The sequence below is a fragment of the candidate division KSB1 bacterium genome (assembly GCA_034506395.1).
Taxonomy (GTDB): Bacteria; Zhuqueibacterota; Zhuqueibacteria; order Thermofontimicrobiales; family Thermofontimicrobiaceae; genus Thermofontimicrobium.
This window is the reverse complement of sequence record JAPDPQ010000002.1, coordinates 13,406-31,800: the sequence shown is the minus strand read 5'-3', so window position 1 is coordinate 31,800 and position 18,395 is coordinate 13,406. Positions and strand designations below refer to the sequence as shown.

13 protein-coding genes are annotated in these 18,395 nt (G+C 45.4%); all 13 read right to left on the bottom strand.

The window, feature by feature from the left end:
- Window positions 1-85: 85 nt before the first annotated feature.
- On the bottom strand, window positions 86-1,291 hold the full coding sequence (locus ONB37_01625) for a glycosyltransferase family 4 protein (protein MDZ7398840.1): 1,206 nt from the start codon (window positions 1,289-1,291) through the stop codon (window positions 86-88).
- Window positions 1,288-2,424, bottom strand: coding sequence for a glycosyltransferase (locus tag ONB37_01620; protein ID MDZ7398839.1), 1,137 nt, complete (start codon window positions 2,422-2,424; stop codon window positions 1,288-1,290). Before ONB37_01620 ends, ONB37_01625 begins: the two co-directional genes overlap by 4 nt.
- A 161-nt stretch (window positions 2,425-2,585) precedes the next feature.
- Window positions 2,586-4,352, bottom strand: a complete 1,767-nt coding sequence (locus ONB37_01615) for a carbamoyltransferase (protein ID MDZ7398838.1) — start codon at window positions 4,350-4,352, stop codon at window positions 2,586-2,588.
- A 26-nt stretch (window positions 4,353-4,378) separates the two neighbouring features.
- Window positions 4,379-5,758 carry an O-antigen ligase family protein gene (locus ONB37_01610; protein MDZ7398837.1) on the bottom strand — a complete coding sequence of 460 codons (1,380 nt, stop codon included), beginning with the start codon at window positions 5,756-5,758 and terminating at the stop codon, window positions 4,379-4,381.
- Window positions 5,759-5,937: 179 nt separating this feature from the next.
- Window positions 5,938-7,164 carry a glycosyltransferase gene (locus ONB37_01605; protein MDZ7398836.1) on the bottom strand — a complete coding sequence of 409 codons (1,227 nt, stop codon included), beginning with the start codon at window positions 7,162-7,164 and terminating at the stop codon, window positions 5,938-5,940.
- A 51-nt stretch (window positions 7,165-7,215) separates the two neighbouring features.
- Window positions 7,216-8,904: a glycosyltransferase family 39 protein gene (locus ONB37_01600; GenBank protein ID MDZ7398835.1), complete on the bottom strand. Its 1,689-nt coding sequence runs from the start codon at window positions 8,902-8,904 to the stop codon at window positions 7,216-7,218.
- 21 nt (window positions 8,905-8,925) lie between these two features.
- Window positions 8,926-10,044: a glycosyltransferase gene (locus tag ONB37_01595; GenBank protein MDZ7398834.1), complete on the bottom strand. Its 1,119-nt coding sequence runs from the start codon at window positions 10,042-10,044 to the stop codon at window positions 8,926-8,928.
- Window positions 10,045-10,075: 31 nt separating this feature from the next.
- A complete protein-coding gene (locus ONB37_01590) occupies window positions 10,076-11,041 on the bottom strand; it encodes a polysaccharide deacetylase family protein (protein MDZ7398833.1) in 966 nt (321 codons plus the stop codon).
- 88 nt (window positions 11,042-11,129) lie between these two features.
- The gene (locus tag ONB37_01585; GenBank protein ID MDZ7398832.1) at window positions 11,130-12,167 is read right to left on the bottom strand and encodes a hypothetical protein; all 1,038 of its coding nucleotides are present in this window, start codon (window positions 12,165-12,167) and stop codon (window positions 11,130-11,132) included.
- Window positions 12,157-13,383, bottom strand: a complete 1,227-nt coding sequence (locus ONB37_01580; protein MDZ7398831.1) for a glycosyltransferase — start codon at window positions 13,381-13,383, stop codon at window positions 12,157-12,159. Before ONB37_01580 ends, ONB37_01585 begins: the two co-directional genes overlap by 11 nt.
- Window positions 13,384-13,900: 517 nt before the next feature.
- Entirely contained in the window at window positions 13,901-15,040 is a 1,140-nt protein-coding gene (locus ONB37_01575) for a DegT/DnrJ/EryC1/StrS family aminotransferase (protein MDZ7398830.1), read from the bottom strand.
- Window positions 15,041-17,032, bottom strand: coding sequence for a DUF2079 domain-containing protein (locus ONB37_01570; protein ID MDZ7398829.1), 1,992 nt, complete (start codon window positions 17,030-17,032; stop codon window positions 15,041-15,043).
- Between the two features lie 72 nt (window positions 17,033-17,104).
- Window positions 17,105-18,196: a glycosyltransferase family 4 protein gene (locus ONB37_01565; GenBank protein MDZ7398828.1), complete on the bottom strand. Its 1,092-nt coding sequence runs from the start codon at window positions 18,194-18,196 to the stop codon at window positions 17,105-17,107.
- Window positions 18,197-18,395: the final 199 nt, after the last annotated feature.

Sequence of the window (18,395 nt, the reverse complement as noted above, 5' to 3'; positions counted from 1 at the left end):
CCGCAATGTCGCTGATCACGGCCAAAGAACTTGCAATTGTGAAGTCTGGATGATCTCAGCAATTTGTTTAAATTTTAAAGATCACTTATCGGCGCTGCATAGCGCTAGTAACCACTTTTTCGCACAGCTCCGAAAGCTGCTGTCCCCGTTTTTTCCAAGTATAATGATTCAGCACATCTTGACGCGCTTGAACACCAACCCGTTGCATCAGCTCTGGTCTTTCGATCAACGCGCTGATCTTCTGGGTCATTTCGGAAATATCATCGGGTTCACACAAGAAACCGTTCTCTCCATCCCGAATTACCTCACCGATCTGTCCCATCCGACTGGAAACCACGGCTCGCCCGCTGGACAAATACTCATAGAGCTTAACTGGCGAATAATAGCCGAACTTCAATCGCGGGTACGGCGCTAGTACGATATCCATGGCCGCGATATAACGCGGGATGTCATGATGTTTAACTAAGCCAGTCAAATGGACGCGGCTCGATAGTCCACTTGATTTAATAAAAGCCTCTAAAGATTGTTTCAAGGGCCCACCATCGCCAACCATTAAAAACTTGACCTTCGGGTACTTCTGCACCGTAGCCTCAATAATCCGTATAAGATTTTCAACCCCATGCCAATAATGAAACGAGCCGACAAAGCCGATGACCAGATGACCCCATAATTGATATTGTTTTTTTACGTCATCACACGGCAGATCGGGCCGAAACCGTTCTGGATCGGCCCCATTGGGGATCACATGAATTGTGTCGCCAGGGACCCCCTTCTCCATGAAATATTGTTTCAACTGATGGGACACAGTAAAGCTCAGGGCACAATTTCTCATAGCCGCCACTTCGAAGTAGTCCACAATCCGTTGATGGGTCCAAAATTGGTCCTGGAAGTTCATTTTCTCATAGGCCACCGGTCCATCCGCTTCAACAATCACCGGGATCCCCATCTGATTGGCTAAATAGATGGATGAAATCGTATAAGCCTCCAAACGGGAAATTAATAGGTCGGGTTGCTCCCGCCTCAAAATTTCCTTTTCTTCCCAGTAAAACTTCACGTTGTTCAAAATCTGATTCGGTTCATGCAGGAATTTTGCCAAAACCTGTTTCAACTTGGTCGGCGGCCGATGGGGTACGTGATTACCATTATTGAAATTTTCCTGCTCCCGACGCCACATGATGTTTACTTCATGGCCGCAATCCCTCAGTGCTTTCATCAATTCAATGGCCTTGATCGTTGAACCCAACGACACGCCCCAGAGATCATACATATAATTAAAATACAGAATTCTCATGCCGAAATACCTTTGTTCACCTTTTGCTCGTAAAGCGACTGATAGAGCATCTCGAATTTGCTGATCTGTTGTTCGACTGAAAAAAACTTAGCCACCCGTTCCCGTCCATTCCGTCCCATTTGTTTCAAACGCTCTGGAGAGCTGAGCAATTCGATCACTGCTGTTGCCAACCTTTCAGGATCGGCGGGAGGGATCAGCAATCCAGTTTTTTCATGCTCGACAACTTCTACTACTCCGTTGACAGCGGTTGCCACAACTGGGTTCGAGCACGCCATAGCCTCCAGTACCGCGTTGGGCAATCCCTCTGATAACGACGGTAGAATAAAAAGATCGAAAAGACCCAACAATTGCGTGATATCCCGACGAAAACCCAGCAAAACAAAGTGATCCCGCACTCCCAATGCTTCGATCTGTTGCTCCACTTGCTGGCGCAGCGGTCCATCCCCAACCAATACAAACCGAGCGTTGGGAAATCGTTGGACAATAGCGGGCGCAGCGGCGATCAAATACTTATGCCCTTTTGGGTGATCGAACCGCGCCACCGTGCCCAGCACCAGATGACCATCAGACACTCCGATCGCCGTGCGCTGGAGACGAGGCTCTTGCGGAGCAAAACGGCTCAGATCAACCCCGTAATGAATGGTCACGACTTTGTCAGGTGAAAGCCTCCGCTCACGGATGACGCGTTGCCGGATATCCTCAGATACTGCCACCACCCGATCGATCTTCTGCATCGCCAATTGATAGGCCCAGGAATGATACCAACGAAATGGACCAGTGACAGCCTCCCAGGAAATCACCACCGGGACCTTGGCCAAGGCTGCGGCATAGGCACCAATCACATCGGCATAAAATAGCGTGCTCTGCAATAGGTCGATCTGCTGTTCCCTCATTAGCTGAGCAACCTTCTTCACTAGGCTAATATCAAAGCTGAATTTCTTTTCAAAAATTTCCACACGCGGAACGGCTTTTCGAAATTCTGCTTCCAAAGGACCACCTTGACCGACACTGCAGACAGTAATATTGTAACGATCTTTGTCCAGTCGCTGCACCAGCTCCAGCACTTTCATCTCGCCGCCGCCAATGGCAAAGCCATTGACCAATTGCAACATATTTATCTTGCCGTTTTTCATGTGTCACATTTTCTCTCAAACATCAATCCCATCATTGCACTTCAGCGATTCTCATTTGCGCTTGCAATTGCATGGAATTAGGCACAACTCAATTTATTCGATTGGAGTCATGTTGAGTGCGAAATTGGAATCTTGTTTTGGGCTAAACAAATGAAACACCGCTATTGGGCTATTACCATTTCTTCACCAGGTACATGCTTTTCGCCCGCTTCATGCTTGACCAAAAATGGCCCGATAGCCAGATATTCCAGATGCCCCTGCAAGAACGACCGAATCGCATCATTAGGAGTGCAAACAATCGGTTCCTCGTGCATATTGAAGCTGGTGTTGATCAATGTTGGGATCCCAGTCAGCCGATGATATTCTTTCAAGATGCGATAGTAGCTGGGATTCTCTCGCTCTTCGATCAATTGCGGCCGCGCCGTACCATCCACATGGACCGTGGCCGGTGAGACCTTCTTCATATAATCTGTGCAGTCGAACGTAATGGTCATGAATCGCGCTGGATATTCCGCCCCTTTGAGATTGATATAACAATCTTCAGCATATTCTTTCAGCGTCACTGGTGCGAACGGCATAAACTCAGTGCGGCGCAATTTTTTGTTCAGCCAGTCGTTCACTGTCGGATCGGTTGCTTGATACAAGATGGAACGATTGCCCAATGCCCGTGGTCCATATTCCATTTTGCCATTGAAACGGGCAACCACATGTCCATTGGCCAGCAACTCAGCGACCTTGAGCTCGATATTATCGTAGCGCTGATATTTTAAATTGAACTTCTTCAGTTCTGCTTCAATCTCTTCGTCACTGAAGCCCGGTCCAAAATAAACATCATCGAGTACCGAACCGTAGCTGCCGTTCTGATTGATGTCATAAAATAGGGCAGCGCCTGAAGCGATCCCACCATCAGTCATGTTGGGGAAGATAAAAATGCGTTTGATTCCCTCAACTTCAAAGATGCGCTGATTGAGTTTCACATTGGAGAAACTTCCGCCTGCCAGGACAATGTTTTCAATATGAAATTTGTTTACGGCATTCCGCACCAGCTCGGTCACTACTTCCTCGAACCGGCGCTGAAACACCGCTGCGATATCCTCGCGCGGGAACTGCTCCACCATCTTTTGCATCATGCAATTCTTTTTCAAGATCGGCGCCTTGTGATGCCAGAGCCGGCCGATCATGAACGGCGCTTTGATAGTGAGCCCATCGCATTCTAAAATATCTTTCATCATGTCGTAGGCAGGTGAATTGGGATTGCCATAAGCGGCAAGACCCAGAATTTTCCCTTCATGCCGATTGGCTTTGAATCCCAGCCATTTGGTCACACTAGCGTAGTAATGTCCCAGCGATGCTGGATAATAGGTTTTCGCCACAGGCGTTATTTTCTTGCCCTCGCCAATTGACAACATGGTGGTGACGAAATCGCCCCAGTAATCTGATGTAAGGATCAATGACTTTTCGAAGCCGCTGGTGAAAAACGCCGAGGCTGCATGCGTGATATGATGTTCCACCCGATGAAACTTGGCTTTGGGAAACATTTTTTTTAGGCGTTTCTCATCGCGCCGGTGAGTGACCAAAGATCTCGCGTATCCTTTGATCAGGATAAAATTGGTCATTAAAATATGCCGCAGAATATCGACAAATCCGGGCAATTTTCCTTTCCCTTTATAAAAAAGCTGCCCAGGGAAATGGCGTAAAACGTTCGTGAAAAAATCTTTCACTTTACTGATCTCTGGAATGACAACATCGGTAATATCATCCGGGGTAAGATTGGCCAGCCGGAGGACCTCCCGAATGGATTTTTCAGGAAAACCATCCTGATTTTTTACGCGGGTGAGTCGTTCTTCGTTAATTGCCGCTACAATTTTGCCATTAATGACAATCGAGGCACCCGCTTCATGCTCGTTGCTAAAAGATAATACTGCCATGGAATGTCCCTCTTCGATGCTTTATGTTAACTCCTGTTCGGTTGAACAATTGTTTGCTTTTCTGTGGTGATTTGATTTTTCATTGCTTTTAGTCTCTGTTGTTTCATCATGGCATTCAACTGCCGATCCAATCGATTCAAAACGACCGCGATGCCGGCCAGCGCCCAAATGTTAATGCCGACCGCATGTTCAGTAAAATAATCTGGCCCAGGATAGGATGCTAAAAGAAATCCCATGAGAGAAGCGAACAGACCGCTGCTGATATTGGCGATAAAAACAAATTTCGATCTCATCCCCTTTATCGTCTCCCGCAAATACATTGCCAGAAACCAGAGAAAGAACAGCAGGCCTATGATTCCATTTTCGGCAGTGATCAGCAAATAGAGATTGTGGACAAAGATCACGGTCGTCATGTGAAATTGGTAGTTCCAGGGCGCTACCCCGAATATTGGATTGGCCTTGATGATATCATACGACGCTTGCTGCAATTCAAATCGGCCTTCTTTGATGCCTTCCACATCGCTTTTAAACAGCCGCTCGGTCAACGTGTCGCCGTATCTTGCAAAGAAAATGATAAATCCTACTGCACCAACGGCTGACATCCCGAGCAACACCCGCTTCAGTTTTTTGCTTTTGGTTCGAACCAGGTTATAAGCAAACATTACGGCAATGCCAAACGCCAAGCCCAGCCATGAACCGCGGTTAAAAGTTGAAAAAATCCCGACGATTCCAATAGCGAAGATAAAACTGAAAAACGCCAATTTTTTCCAATTTCTTTGGACTGCGGCGCCCATCGCCATTCGCAATGCCAAAGGCATCATGATCATGTGATACATGCCGCATTGGTTGGGATGAATGAACGTCCCCCCTTTGCGCCAATACATCTCGCCAGCTCTTTCCTCCCCGAGGATGGGTACTTTGAAAATAACATTGGTAAATTGAAGCGTGGCAACCGTGCTCTGAAATAACAACCCTACCAAATACCATTTCAGAATAAATTCCATGTCCTCTGGTGTACGGATCGTGTTCACCACACAATAGAACATCACCAGATTCATGACGAAAAAGAATACGCCTTTCAGGCCGTAGTTGATGTTATAAGCAACCGTAATCGTAGAGATCAGCGCCCAAACGATGATCGCTACGCCGGGATATGCGATAGGGGCATAAAAACGATCCGACTTTCTTAATTTCGGCCCCTTCATATGAATATGAATCAAAACAATGATCAGCAGAATATAGACCAACCTCAGGTCGACCATCAAAAAGGAAATCCACAGGCCGCCCTGCCAAGGGATTGCGATTAACGCGAAGGCAAGCAGAAAATGCCTTGGTCGCTTAGAAACCGCCAATCCGATGGCGATCACAACGCCGACCAATATGAAAAATATCAAATCCGATCGCATGGTTCAATTATTCATCGCATATAGTGAGAAATTTAACAATCACCGATTCTCGCCGTCCCCCTCAGCCCAACTAAAATACATGATAATTACTGGCAACTCCACTGGTTAGCAGAATTTTAAAAGTGACAAAATGACCCAAATTGCCAGCCAACTCGCTGGATTTCCAGCATCATGTTTCGTTACGCAGTTAATATCCGTTCATAAACGCGGCTGAGCCATTGGTAATGCTCCTCGGGAGCAAAGAACCGCTCTGCTTTGTCCCTTGCGTGTCGGCCCAGCTCCGCAACTTTTTTAGGTTGATCCAGCAGAGATTGAATGCATTCAGCTAAAACTCTGTCATCGCCTGCCGGGAAATGCAGCCCATCCTTGTTCGGTTCGATGAATTCGGTGATGCCACCAATGGTTGCTCCGATGACAGGCTTACCCATAGCGAAGGCCTCATAAATCACCAATGGGGAATTTTCATACCATTCCGAGGGCACCACCGTAAACGCTGCATGACTCAGCAGTTCTTTGACCTCGTTTTTGTTTTTATATCCAGCGAATTGCACGTTGCTGATGCCATGATCCCTGGCAAATCTTTCAAGTTCTGGCCGCTGAGCGCCATCCCCTATGATCATCAATTTAGATTTTTTGATCCGAGTCATCGCCTTCAATAAGGTCATCACTCCCTTCTCTGGCGAGAGACGGCCAAGATAAACGAAATAGTCTTCATAATGAGGACTGAACGGAAATTGATCCAGCCAGGTCACCAAAAAATGGTGCTCTATTTTTTGAGCGTCAATTCCACCAGCCACCAACATTCGCTTCATGAACGCTGATGGGGTATGAAACAGCCGCACATGCTTCCGATAGGTACCAAGCCAGTGATGACAATAAGCTTCTAACGAGATCAATAAACTCGCAGCCAAAGAATTTTTATGGCACCTCGTTAATATCGGTTGATAAAATTTCTTTGGCAAACAGCGCTCGCAGATCTGATTTTTGTGTTCAATATAAAAGCGATAATTGGGGCAAACCAATTTATATTGGTGCACGGTTTGGACCACCGGGATGCCGTAACGATGCAGCGAATGGAGAATCGCCGGCGAGATCTGGTGATCGATCATGTGCAAATGAGCGACATCTGGCTGCGTCGCCTCAATCAGTGCCTCGATTTTCTCACGGGCATGCAACGAATAGATAAGTCGAGCCGCTTCTTTGAGCTTTTTCAAGCTGAACGGAGCGTCATAATCAACATGGTCAACAAAATAATTCTGGTACTCCGATGGGAAATTTTGCTCATCTTTCATTGCAAATGGGATGACTTCATGCCCATGCTGCTCAAGCAATGCCTTTATGTCAAACAGATATCGTTCCGAACCGCCTTTGACGTAATAGTATTTGTTGACCATTAAAATCTTCATTGGATCGATCCAATTCTATGAATTAAAGCTGTCAGTTAGGCCGTGAAAGAATTATTCCACAATCTCGTAGATGATCGTTTTGAGCCCTTTAATCGAGTCATCTTTATAGATCAGCTTGAGCGCTTCTGGCGCCTGGCTCTCATCTAATAGATAGTTGATCGTGGGAAAATCATGCTGGTTCTTCTCGTTCAGAGCCAAATACTTAGCCCCACGATTCTTGGCATAAGCCAAAACCCGATCGAGTTGGTTCTGGGGGATCGAGACCGTCTGCCGAATATTGTAATTGCCAGCATAAAAACTGATGGCATGGCTCCAAGCCATAATGACTGGTGTTTCCCGACAATGATTTTTCATCCAAAGCCCTGCCTTCTTCATCTCAATCGGCTCAGCCCATTTTTCGGTAGAATAGGGATCTTTTAGCGCCATTCGAACCAGTGCGGGCCCAATAAAGCTGCCGATCATCATCATTATCACAAGAGCTGGAATCAGAGCCATCAGTTTCCGATTCCAAGCATGAGTGATTGAGATCATCACTGATCTCAGCCACTCGCTCAGCCGCTCAATCCCTCTCCCGCTCCAGATTAGAACGATCGGCACCATGGGCAACAAATAGCGCTCAGTGACATGGAAAATCGGGATGACAATGATCCAGAAAAAGATCACATAGCTTAACAAATAAAGGTCCTGCCAGAGCCGTTCACCAGATTCTGAACTGCCGAACAAACCTAATATCGCCAACAACAACAACGGCAGCCCAAGAACCGAACTGATCGCAGCGGTGTTGACCTGATAAAAATCTTTCATATACTTTTTGAGAATGCGAAATGAGTTTGTTAGGAACCCACTGGAATGTTCCGCTCCAAAACTTCTCGGCAAACTGCTGGGCTGACAATTTTTCAAAAAATCACCTGTGTGATAAATATCATCATCTGGGAGACGGGTATTGTCATCATTCAATAACAGCCAGGGATTCAATGCCTGGCCTTTATGCTCCATGGCGGTCAGGGCGCCGTACAAATTGGCCGTACCTTTGGAGCTGAGCGTCCATTTTCCGGTCTCTCGATGCAAATAATACCAATAGGGTGTACTCATGACCGCAAAACAACCGATGGCGCAGATCGCGCTCCAATGAACTTTACTCGATCGTTGCCGAATTCTCCGATAGATCATCACAATCAAAGCCACGGCAACAAAAACGATCAGCGATCCAATACCCTCTGGCCGAGTGAGATAACTCATGCTGAACATAATGCCGGTGACCATAGCCAGAGGCATAGAGCCTCTTTTCAAGGCACGAAGCCCAATTAATATCCCAATGACCGTGAGGAAAATATAGAGCGATTCAGTAAGTGCCGAAACGCTGCTCTCGATCAGCATTGGAAAAAGGGCGATGATCAAACTGCTGTACCAGGCAATTTTTGTCGAAAAAAGCTTTTCAACAAGGAAATAATAAAAACCAATTAGCAGCACGCCGAACAGCAGCGATACGAGTCGCCCTGCCAATTCAAAATCGGGGAAGATTTTCCCTAGCATCGCAATAGAGAACGGATACAATGGCGACCAATACGAGTGGAGCACATGGTTCCAGCCGTGGATTGCCCCACTGGCGCCCAATTTCAAATAGTTGATCTCATCCCAGCCTGCTGCATATTCAAATTGGAGGAAAAAAATCCGAATTCCAGCGGCCAGAATCGTTAATAGGGCTATTGCAAAAAATTTGTTGGCGATAATTTTTTTCAATGTGGTTTCAATTCCTCTTGATCAAGTCGTTTTATCGCAGTTCCGCTGACCACTCATTTTTTTGAACAGCATTTCATATTGATCGGTGATTCGATCCCAAGTATAAGCTTCTTGGATGCGTGCTACCGCTTTGGTGCGATATTGTGCGACCACCTCAGGATGATCCACCAAATACTGCATCTTATCGCGCAAATCCTGCCAATCGCTGGTTTTGAAATATGGTCCGGCATCTTGAATCACCTCACGATGCTCAGGAACATCATTGGCCAGGACGCAATTGCCAAACCCCATTCCTTCCAATAAGGCGGGATGGGTGCCGCCCACCTCGGTCGCCTGAACATACAAATACGCATGGGATTGAAACTCCCGATAGCCCTTGCCAAATACATAACCTGTAAAAATGATCCGAGGGTCGTTAGTCGATCGCAACTTCCGAATATAATCAGTACTATATGGGGCGTCACCCACCATCACCAAATTCATATCAGTCTTCACTTGCTCGAACGCTTTGACCACCAAATGCGCATTGTTCTCTGGCTCCATCCGGCTGACATAGAGAATATATCGGTACGGTTTTACATTGAACTTGTCTAACACCTCTGTGGTCAACTCTTTCTGCGTTGGCGCACCGTATGGAATATAGGTGGAAAATTTTTTGAATCGTTTTAGATAGTACTCTCGAATAAAAATTGAATCCGTAACAACTTGATCCGAGAGGATCGTTGCCAAAAATTCGGATACCCGATAAAATAATTTACCAGCCATGTTCCATTTATCGCGCTGCCACTCCAAACCATCCACATTGATCGCCACCCGAGGACGACCGAGTCTGGGGATGAACGAAAAGATCGCGTTAGCGCTGTTGCAAATCAAAACTACATCGTATTTCCGTGTCAAAGAATGAATGACGCATAAAAAAGTGTGAGCCACGGTGTCGAAATATTTATGGCTGATCGTCGGTAGCAGAACAATTTCAACCCCTTTATAATATTTCTGCCGATAATCGATAATGTTGGTACGGCCATAGACCGTCACCTCATGTCCCTTCTGCACTAGCCGAGTGCTCAAATTCTCTGCAAAAGTCTCGAACCCCCCATAGTTGGCAGGGATGCCACGGATCCCCATGATTGCAATCTTCATAATGTGTAATTCACTTTACTTAATTTTTTAATTATGCGATGAATGATTTCAACACGACCTCAGCCGCAAAAACGAATTCCAATAGCTCGGTTATTATGGTCTTGAGCTGACCAAAGATGGTGTCGCATCCAAATTCAGCATTGAACAGTTTCTCGATCTTCATGATAAATGGCAGCCAAATTCCAAGCATCTGGCATTTCGCTTCGCTAAAGCAACCTTCGCCCCGAACCCAAAATCTCGGCAAAGCAAGCGGATTTTCTTCTTTGGTTACCATGCGATTCTCTGTAGTGGCCGCTATCTCAAAGCCATATCTTTGAATCAATTCCCGCACATGATAATTATAATCGCCCTCGGGATATGCAAAATATCTCACTGGACGGTTAATCCATCGCTCGAGTTTCTCCTTAGAAGTTCGAATTTCATCCTCCAACTGTTGATCGGTGCATTGCGACATCATGACATGATGGACAGTATGACATCCAATTTCCACCTGGGGCAATTGTGCGATGGATCTCACTTCATTAATAGTCATAGCTTCACGAGGCAACTGCTCAGCAAACCGAGTCTCCAATTGCTTGACGATCGCCTCGCGCTGATTTTCTTTAAGGTGTCGCATTCTCTGAATCGTATTATCTGATGCCAGCAATTTTCCGAATTTTCTGACATAGCTCCACCAAAAAACCCCACCGTTCTCCACAGGATCGGTGCTGATGAAAAAGGTCACTGGAATATCGTATTTGATGATGATAGGAATGACATTTTCTATATTATCTTCCCAGCCATCGTCAAAGGTGATCCACACCGCCCGTTCGGGAATGCTCCCAACGCCGCGGATGTAATTCAACACTTGTTCAGTTGAAATGAAATGATACCCGTTCTCTTTTAACCATAGAACACATTTTGAAAACAACCGCTTGCTGATGCGATGGAAAAATAATGGGGTGATGGAACTTCTGGTGGCTGCATTTCTTTTCGCCCGATCATAGTTTTTGCTCATTAACAATCCGATTGCAATAATCCCCCCAATTACATTTCTAAATATTTTTTTCAAATATAGCATCATACAATTTAGTTATCCCTCCAGGCTAAAACTCGAAATAGAAATCAAGATCAGAATCCGCCATTGTCGCCAAAACTGACGTTCGCTGCTGCACCGATCCCCAATTGAATTCCACTTTCGCATTTGTCAGGATCACGATCGGCCTACCGACTCTCCAGAAATGGTTTTGCTTCAAGACTTCATCGAAAAATCGATGGGAACTCATGGTCAGGATACCATCGAAATGACCAAGCCTTGCCAATTGCTTCGCAAGTTTGATCATCGTGGCAAAACGAGCAGGTTCTTTTCCTGTGATCCGATAATCAACTAATGCCAACAAGCGCAATCCTTTGGCCACGATCTTTCTAACGACGATATAATTCGTTGAATCGGACTCATTCAGGAGATAAAAGAAATATCGATTGTCATGCTTCAAAAATCGCCAGCGCATAAATTCATGAGATCTGGCAAACTCAAGCGTCTCATCGTCCCAATATCGATAATGCCAATGATCCAACGAATCGATTAATGTGAATTGAAATTTGCCAACGCTGATCCGTTTCGGAAATTGGTCTCTATTAATTTTTTGAGTGTTAAAGAATCGTTCTTCCAATCCAATTCGATTCATTACAAATTTCATTGGACTGAAACAATTACAGATCCAGATAAATTGATGCAAACTTCCGATGATGCGATTGCCCAAAGCGAATAAAATTCGTTGCGAAACCTTAGCGACGCCGACGCCAAAATGGGGATAAAACTGTTCATTTGCAGCCTTTGCTAAGGCAGTTCCGATCCCTTGACCCCGGAGTCCCTGCTTAACATAGAAATCGAATCCAAAAAAAGCGTTGAATTGCTGTCCGCCAAAGAAATACTGGCATGGCTGATGCAAATGCTGTCCAATAATCTGTCCTGATGCGTCCAAAGCAATCACTACTGGCAACTCGGTTTCACCAGCTAAAAGCGGGTGGTTCAGCACCTGCAATGCAAACCGATCATAGAAATCGTGACGAGTTGGATCAATGGTATTATTGAATTGGATGAACGCATCGAGTCGCGATTGTGTAAGTTGTTCAATTCGCATCAGTTCTTCCAATAAATCGCTCAAACAATTCCTTATAGCGATTGGCGATCGCTCGCCAATCGAAGTTTTCGATTACAAATTGTCTTCCATCACGCTGCAACCGCGCTCTCAATGCATCGTCTTCCAAAATCCGGATGATCGCCTGGCTTATTTGCCGAGAGTTCTTTTGCTCCACCAATAGCCCACTTTTTTCATGGACCACACTCATTGGAATGCCTCCGATATTGGTTCCAATGGTGCAGCAGCCAGACGCCATTGCTTCCAGAAAGACAACCCCCTGGCCTTCCAGATCACCGCTCTCAGGGATGATCGAAGGCCCGATGAAAATATCAGCGGAAGCGTAATATTGCGGCAATTTTTTATTATCAAGATCACCTTCAAAGTAAACGCTATCTGATAATTGTAATTGTTGAGCCAAACGCTTTAATTCATTGGCCAGCAATCCATTGCCAATAATCAATAGCTTCGCTTGTTGGAATTTCTTCAGCACATCTGGCATTGCATTGATCAAATACGCCACCCCTTTCTTCTCAACCAACCGCCCTACGAATAGCAGCAAAGGAGCGCCGTTCACCACGTATTTCTGCCTGATCGTTTCGGATCGGTGATCGGGGCTAAATAGGTCTGTATTAACCCCTAATGGCATGATTGAGATGTCGTGCGTACCAAGATTAAGTTGCTCAATTGCCTCGCGCAATGCAGGGGTTAGCGCCACAATATGATCCACACGCTTTAGGCTATACCTCACCAAATAGCGCAACATCGGATTCGATATCCCGATATCCCCCCCTAAGACATTGACGATCACTGGAATTTTGATCCATCGTTTGACCAGTACACCGACCAACCCTTGGGGAACGGCAAAATTTGCGTAGAGCAAATCGATGCGCTCTTTCTTTACCAGCCGAATGACTGCAATCGCTTCGAACAGAAAAAGGAATGGGATCAAAAGATAATTCAATTTGCTTTTCAGCAAATTGGCAAAAATTCCTCCGCCATAGCAGAGCCTTTGCCAGCGATGTGGGATCATATAAGTGAAACGTCGTATCTCTACCGAGCCCCAGGTTTCCTGTTTGCTGGCGCCATTCGCATGAGGCGCTAAAACGAACACCTTGAAATAATGGGACAATGCTTGTGCCATGTCTGATATAAATGCTGGTTCAGTATCGCCCTGCCATCGCGGAAATGTACTGGTTGTGATCAATATCTTTTTCACAAAAACCTCTTCATTGCGCTTTTGAGATGGGATGAGCAGCAGAGACTTTTTCTGCTTCAACTTAATGATCTCCGCCATTCATCAGCGAAACGCTAATTATCATCGCCTCGCTCTGCTGTTTCTGCCTCGTCTCCCATAATAATCAATTGGGTATCATTAATCCGTATTTGCTCAGATCAGGAAATGGGCCCAAAATAATCATTGAGTTTCTAAATCTGGTCAAAGACATCGAAGCTAACTATTTATTTGTGACTGTTATTCATCCTTGGCCAGTTTCAATTTTAATACAGCGTCTTTTAATGAAACAGATGCGCTCTGCGCGATAAAAGCCAGCTATTGAACAGAGTGCTGCAATTGTGATGGCTGGCTTTTGCTTTGATAATATTTGATCTAACGCGCAAAATTATTGGGCACAATCTTCCACTCGATGTTATGTCACTTTTTTAATTTTTATCCTATACATCTCAGTGGAAGCCCAAAATTGCAATTATAATGCCATCCAGTAATTAATTTTATCTTATCCCATGACAAATTTTTTGATCACATCGGTGATGTATTGAATTTGTTCAAAACTGAGATGGGGGTACAAGGGAAGGGTAACCTCTCTTTGGGCGATATCCTCTGTCTTTGGCAAGGGATGATTGGCCTGATAGTACCTTTGATGATAGCTGAAACGATGGACTGGAGGATAATGGATACTGGTCTGAATGCCATGCTGTTTTAAAAACTCCATGAACCGGGTTCGATCCAAATCAGAAGCAAGTAAAATTGGGAAAATATGATAACTGGACGAGCCAGGATGATGAAGAAAAGGAATTTTGATCCCAGGAATATCCGCGAGTTGTTGCTGATAATATTGCCAGAGTTCCTTTCGCCGCTCATTTTTTGCTTTCAGTTTGGCTAATTGAATCAGGCCCAGGGCGGAGGTGATCTCAGTGGGCCGATAATTGTAGCCTAGAGCCACCACATCATACGAGTAGGAGTGACCTTTATACCGATCCAGCGTCAAAGAGGTCATCCCATGCGATCGAGCGAGCTTGATCTTCTCAGCCAGGTCATCGCGATTGGTAACGATCATGCCGCCTTCACCAGTGGCTAAGTTTTTATTCGAAAAAAAGCTGAAACAACCGCAATCACCAAACGCACCGCACGCTCTACCATTCAACCAGGCTCCTGGTGCATGGGCAGCGTCTTCGATCACCGCAACATGATACTGCTGTGCCAGGGTCATTATTTCATCCATGTGGCACGGGTAACCGGCATAGTGAACGACCAAAATCGCTTTGGTTCTGGGCGAGATCTTTCGCTCAATATCATCCGGAGCGATAGTCCAATCGTCCTCACTGACCACATCCGCGAAAATGGGCGTCGCGCCAGCATAAAGGATCGAATTGACCGAAGCAACGAAAGTCAATGATGGGACAATCACCTCATCGCCAGGTCCAATATCTAATACCAAATTAGCAAGATGCAGCGCGGTTGTGCAGTTTGACACCGCGAATCCATGTTTCACTCTGATCTCATTACAAAATTGTGTTTCAAATTGGTGTGTCATCTCTCCCATCGTCAACCAGCGAGATCGAAGCACCGATACTACAGCATCAATCTCATTCTGATCATAATCACTATCAAAAAGCGGAATCTTCCATTGGGACATCTATTGCTCCTTAGGTATCTCCACGTTCAACTCAAACAATTTGACAAACGGCAATGATTCGAATTGGTCAACAGCCTCGTCAGCAAAGGCAGCAGAAATTTGATATAATCCGGATTGGGCCATTTCGGGCAATTCCCAGAAGATTTCATCCTTGACGATCTCCCCCGGCTGCCAATAGGTAGTGGGAAAGACGCCAAAAACTGGGGCATGAGTCAGGTAATAGGTCTGGTTTCCCGATTGGAATCGAAATATAATGGGCAGATCTTGATTCAAACGCTGCGAGATTGACCAAAAGGCCGTGAAGTGGATCGCATAGCTCCAGCGGATTGCCTCGCTGCCTTCGATGGGATGATAAGCTTTGAGTAATGGAAATTGATTATATCCCATAAACTCAATTGGAGGGGTGATCTCTTTCTTGGAAAACGTTTCGATCGCTGCACCAACATCGATAGCTAACTCCCTTATACCAGTGTTATAATCTGCACCCCGTCGCCACAAACAGACGCCGTCCTCGTATCGAACGATGCCATAATTGGGATTGCGAATCACTGCGCGAATGGAATCGTTATCTGGCCAATAATATGGCACATGGAAACTTGAACGGGTCACCAATCGGACTGATGGGGAATAGAAATCATACAGAATATAATCCACCTTGCCGATATTATCGTTAAAGACGTAAATTTCATGTCGCATGGCGACTTGTGGTACGAGGCCATGTTCGGCTGTGACCGATGCCTCCTGAGGGATCGTAGCGATGATTTGATCGATCACTCGATGATGCGGTGTGATGTTCCATTGACGATAATCCATCGCATTGGATTTCACAAAGAACAATACAATCGCGATCACCAAAACCAAAGTCGCTGCAATAGAAAGAACATTCTCTCGGATACTTCGTTCCTTAAACCGATGACCCAACTTATCAACAAACCAGTCACTCAGTTTCTGTAAGCCGAAAATGGCAGAAATAAACACAAACGGGGCCACGGTTACACTATAATAATGCTCGACATCATGTGTGTAATAATAGCTGCTGATCAGATTGATCAAAAATATCGGTGTTGCGATCAGTAGCACTCGCCAGCCCAAAAAACTGAGAAAAACTACGGGTGCAAAAATGTAAATGAAATAGAGAATGTTGTATTTTTTGGCCCAGAATTTAAATAAGTACAATGGATCATGAGTCAACTGTTTCAAATGGCTCCAGTGTGTATCAGCCCCGGCCATAATGTCAAAGGCTGGCAATCCCAAGATGGCGTGGATTTTCAGGCGCTGGAACCAAATCAAAAACCAGACCACACTGACTGTTGCAACTATCAAGCCATGTTTCTTTTCCTTCATAACAAAAATCATGTAGATCGCCAGAGCGATTAGCAGCAGCGCTAAATCCTCACGACACATCAATGACAATGCGGCAAAGAGATAAAATCGCTTGAGATCTCGCTTCATCAAATAATAAAAAGCAAAAAGCAAAAACGTCGCAGCGAAAGTAACTCCGTGCACATCGGCCAAATTTGCGTTTTGTATGGCTGGATACATTAGGTAGGCAAACGAAAACGTCGCTGCGGTGGATTTGTCATGCGTGATAAGCTTGCCGATCCAATATAATGGCAATGCGCCAAGGGCGACCACAATGGTCTGGAGGATTAAAATGGTGTAGACATGAGGAAAAACCTTAAAGATTGCTGCCACGAGGATGAAGATAAACTCCCAATGAGCCATCCAAAATCGACTCATGGGATAGCCCATATTAATGCTATCTTGTAAGAACCAGCCCTTGCTGGTATTCCAAATCACCTGAATCATAGTGCCCAGATCGTAGGCGCTGGTCTGGTAACTCCGATATCTATAAATGCTCAGATAACTGAAAACGATGACATAGATGATGATCATCCCCCAGACGAAAAAGAATTGGATTGATCGATCGGTTTTGCGAGGCGTCCCCTTTGTTTTCCGCTTCAGAGGTTCTCGTTTTCTTCTTGTCACCATTTGACCCTTTCTGTTTAGGTTTTGCCTATTGCTGGGATTACAAGTTATCATTTCACCAGCATTTCATCAAAATTATTTCCGAACGATTTGCCGATAAACATCAATGGTTTGTTCCGCAATAATGGGAATCGTATAATGCTGTTCGACTTTTGCTCGATTGATCTGGCCGAACTGCCTGGCCAACTGAGGATCATCTAGCAATTGGTTGACACAAGTTGCCAGGGCCTCTGCATTGCGGACTGGAAATATGAGCCCGTTAACGCCAGGTTCGATATACCCGCCACCGCCCTCAGTGGTGCAGACCACTGGCAGACCAGAAGCCATGGCCTCCAGCGTGGAGAGAGGACTGCCCTCTGAAAGCGAAGGCATCACAAACACCATCGCGCTTCGATAGAGCTCGCCCAGCTCCGCATCGGAAATGCCACTGACCACTTTGAAATTCTGGAGCTGCTGGATTCGCTTGTGCAGCAATTTAGGAATACGCGATGCCACAGCAACGATTTGCCCATTAATATGTTCAGCCGCTTTTACAAGCGTATCAAACCCTTTGCCGATCGATCCCCTCCCGACATAGATCACCATCCGTCGTTTCTGAGACCAGTCCCACTGCGGATGATATTGCTTTGGATCAAGTCCATATTTGATGATCATGACTTTCTCGGGATCTACGTTGTATCGGGATACCAGGTATTGCTTGAATTCCTCTTTACAGACTATGATCCGATCGGCACGAGGATAGGCCCTTCGCTCCAATGTCCTCAACCAAAAGTCGATGATTGGATTAAATACCAACCGATAACGAATTGGCAACACTCTCTTGTACTTTTCGTTCTGCAATGTCTGCAGATAATGTACCGAAATCACAGTCGGCACCTCTGGTTGATAGCAAGCCAGGGATGCTGCTGCTGTAAAATGGATCACATCGAAACGCTTCTCGATCTCCGCGAGATAGCGCCATCCCAGATAGGGATAGACGATCATCTCTCTCAGATTGGGAAACAGTTTCAACTTGCGCGGAAGACGCGTCTTTAGGCCATTCTGATATGAAAAAATTTCGTAATCTAATTTAACACTTGAATAGTAAGAAGTCAAGCGATTTGTCCACAAAGATATGCCACCAAACCCAGCCGATTGATAACATTCATCAATGATCGCTACCTTCATATTCATCTCTTAAATCCATCAAATCGTAAAAACCATCCATCATTTTGTCCAATATTTGTTCTGAAAGGAACAGCGCTCCATCTCTTGTTTGCTGTGCTCAATTCAGTGTTTCTTACTAGTTCGCTCCCATCGGATTTCAAAGTTTCGTAAGATAAAGGATATTCACTCTTATTTGGTTGCAATGATAATGACAGAACAT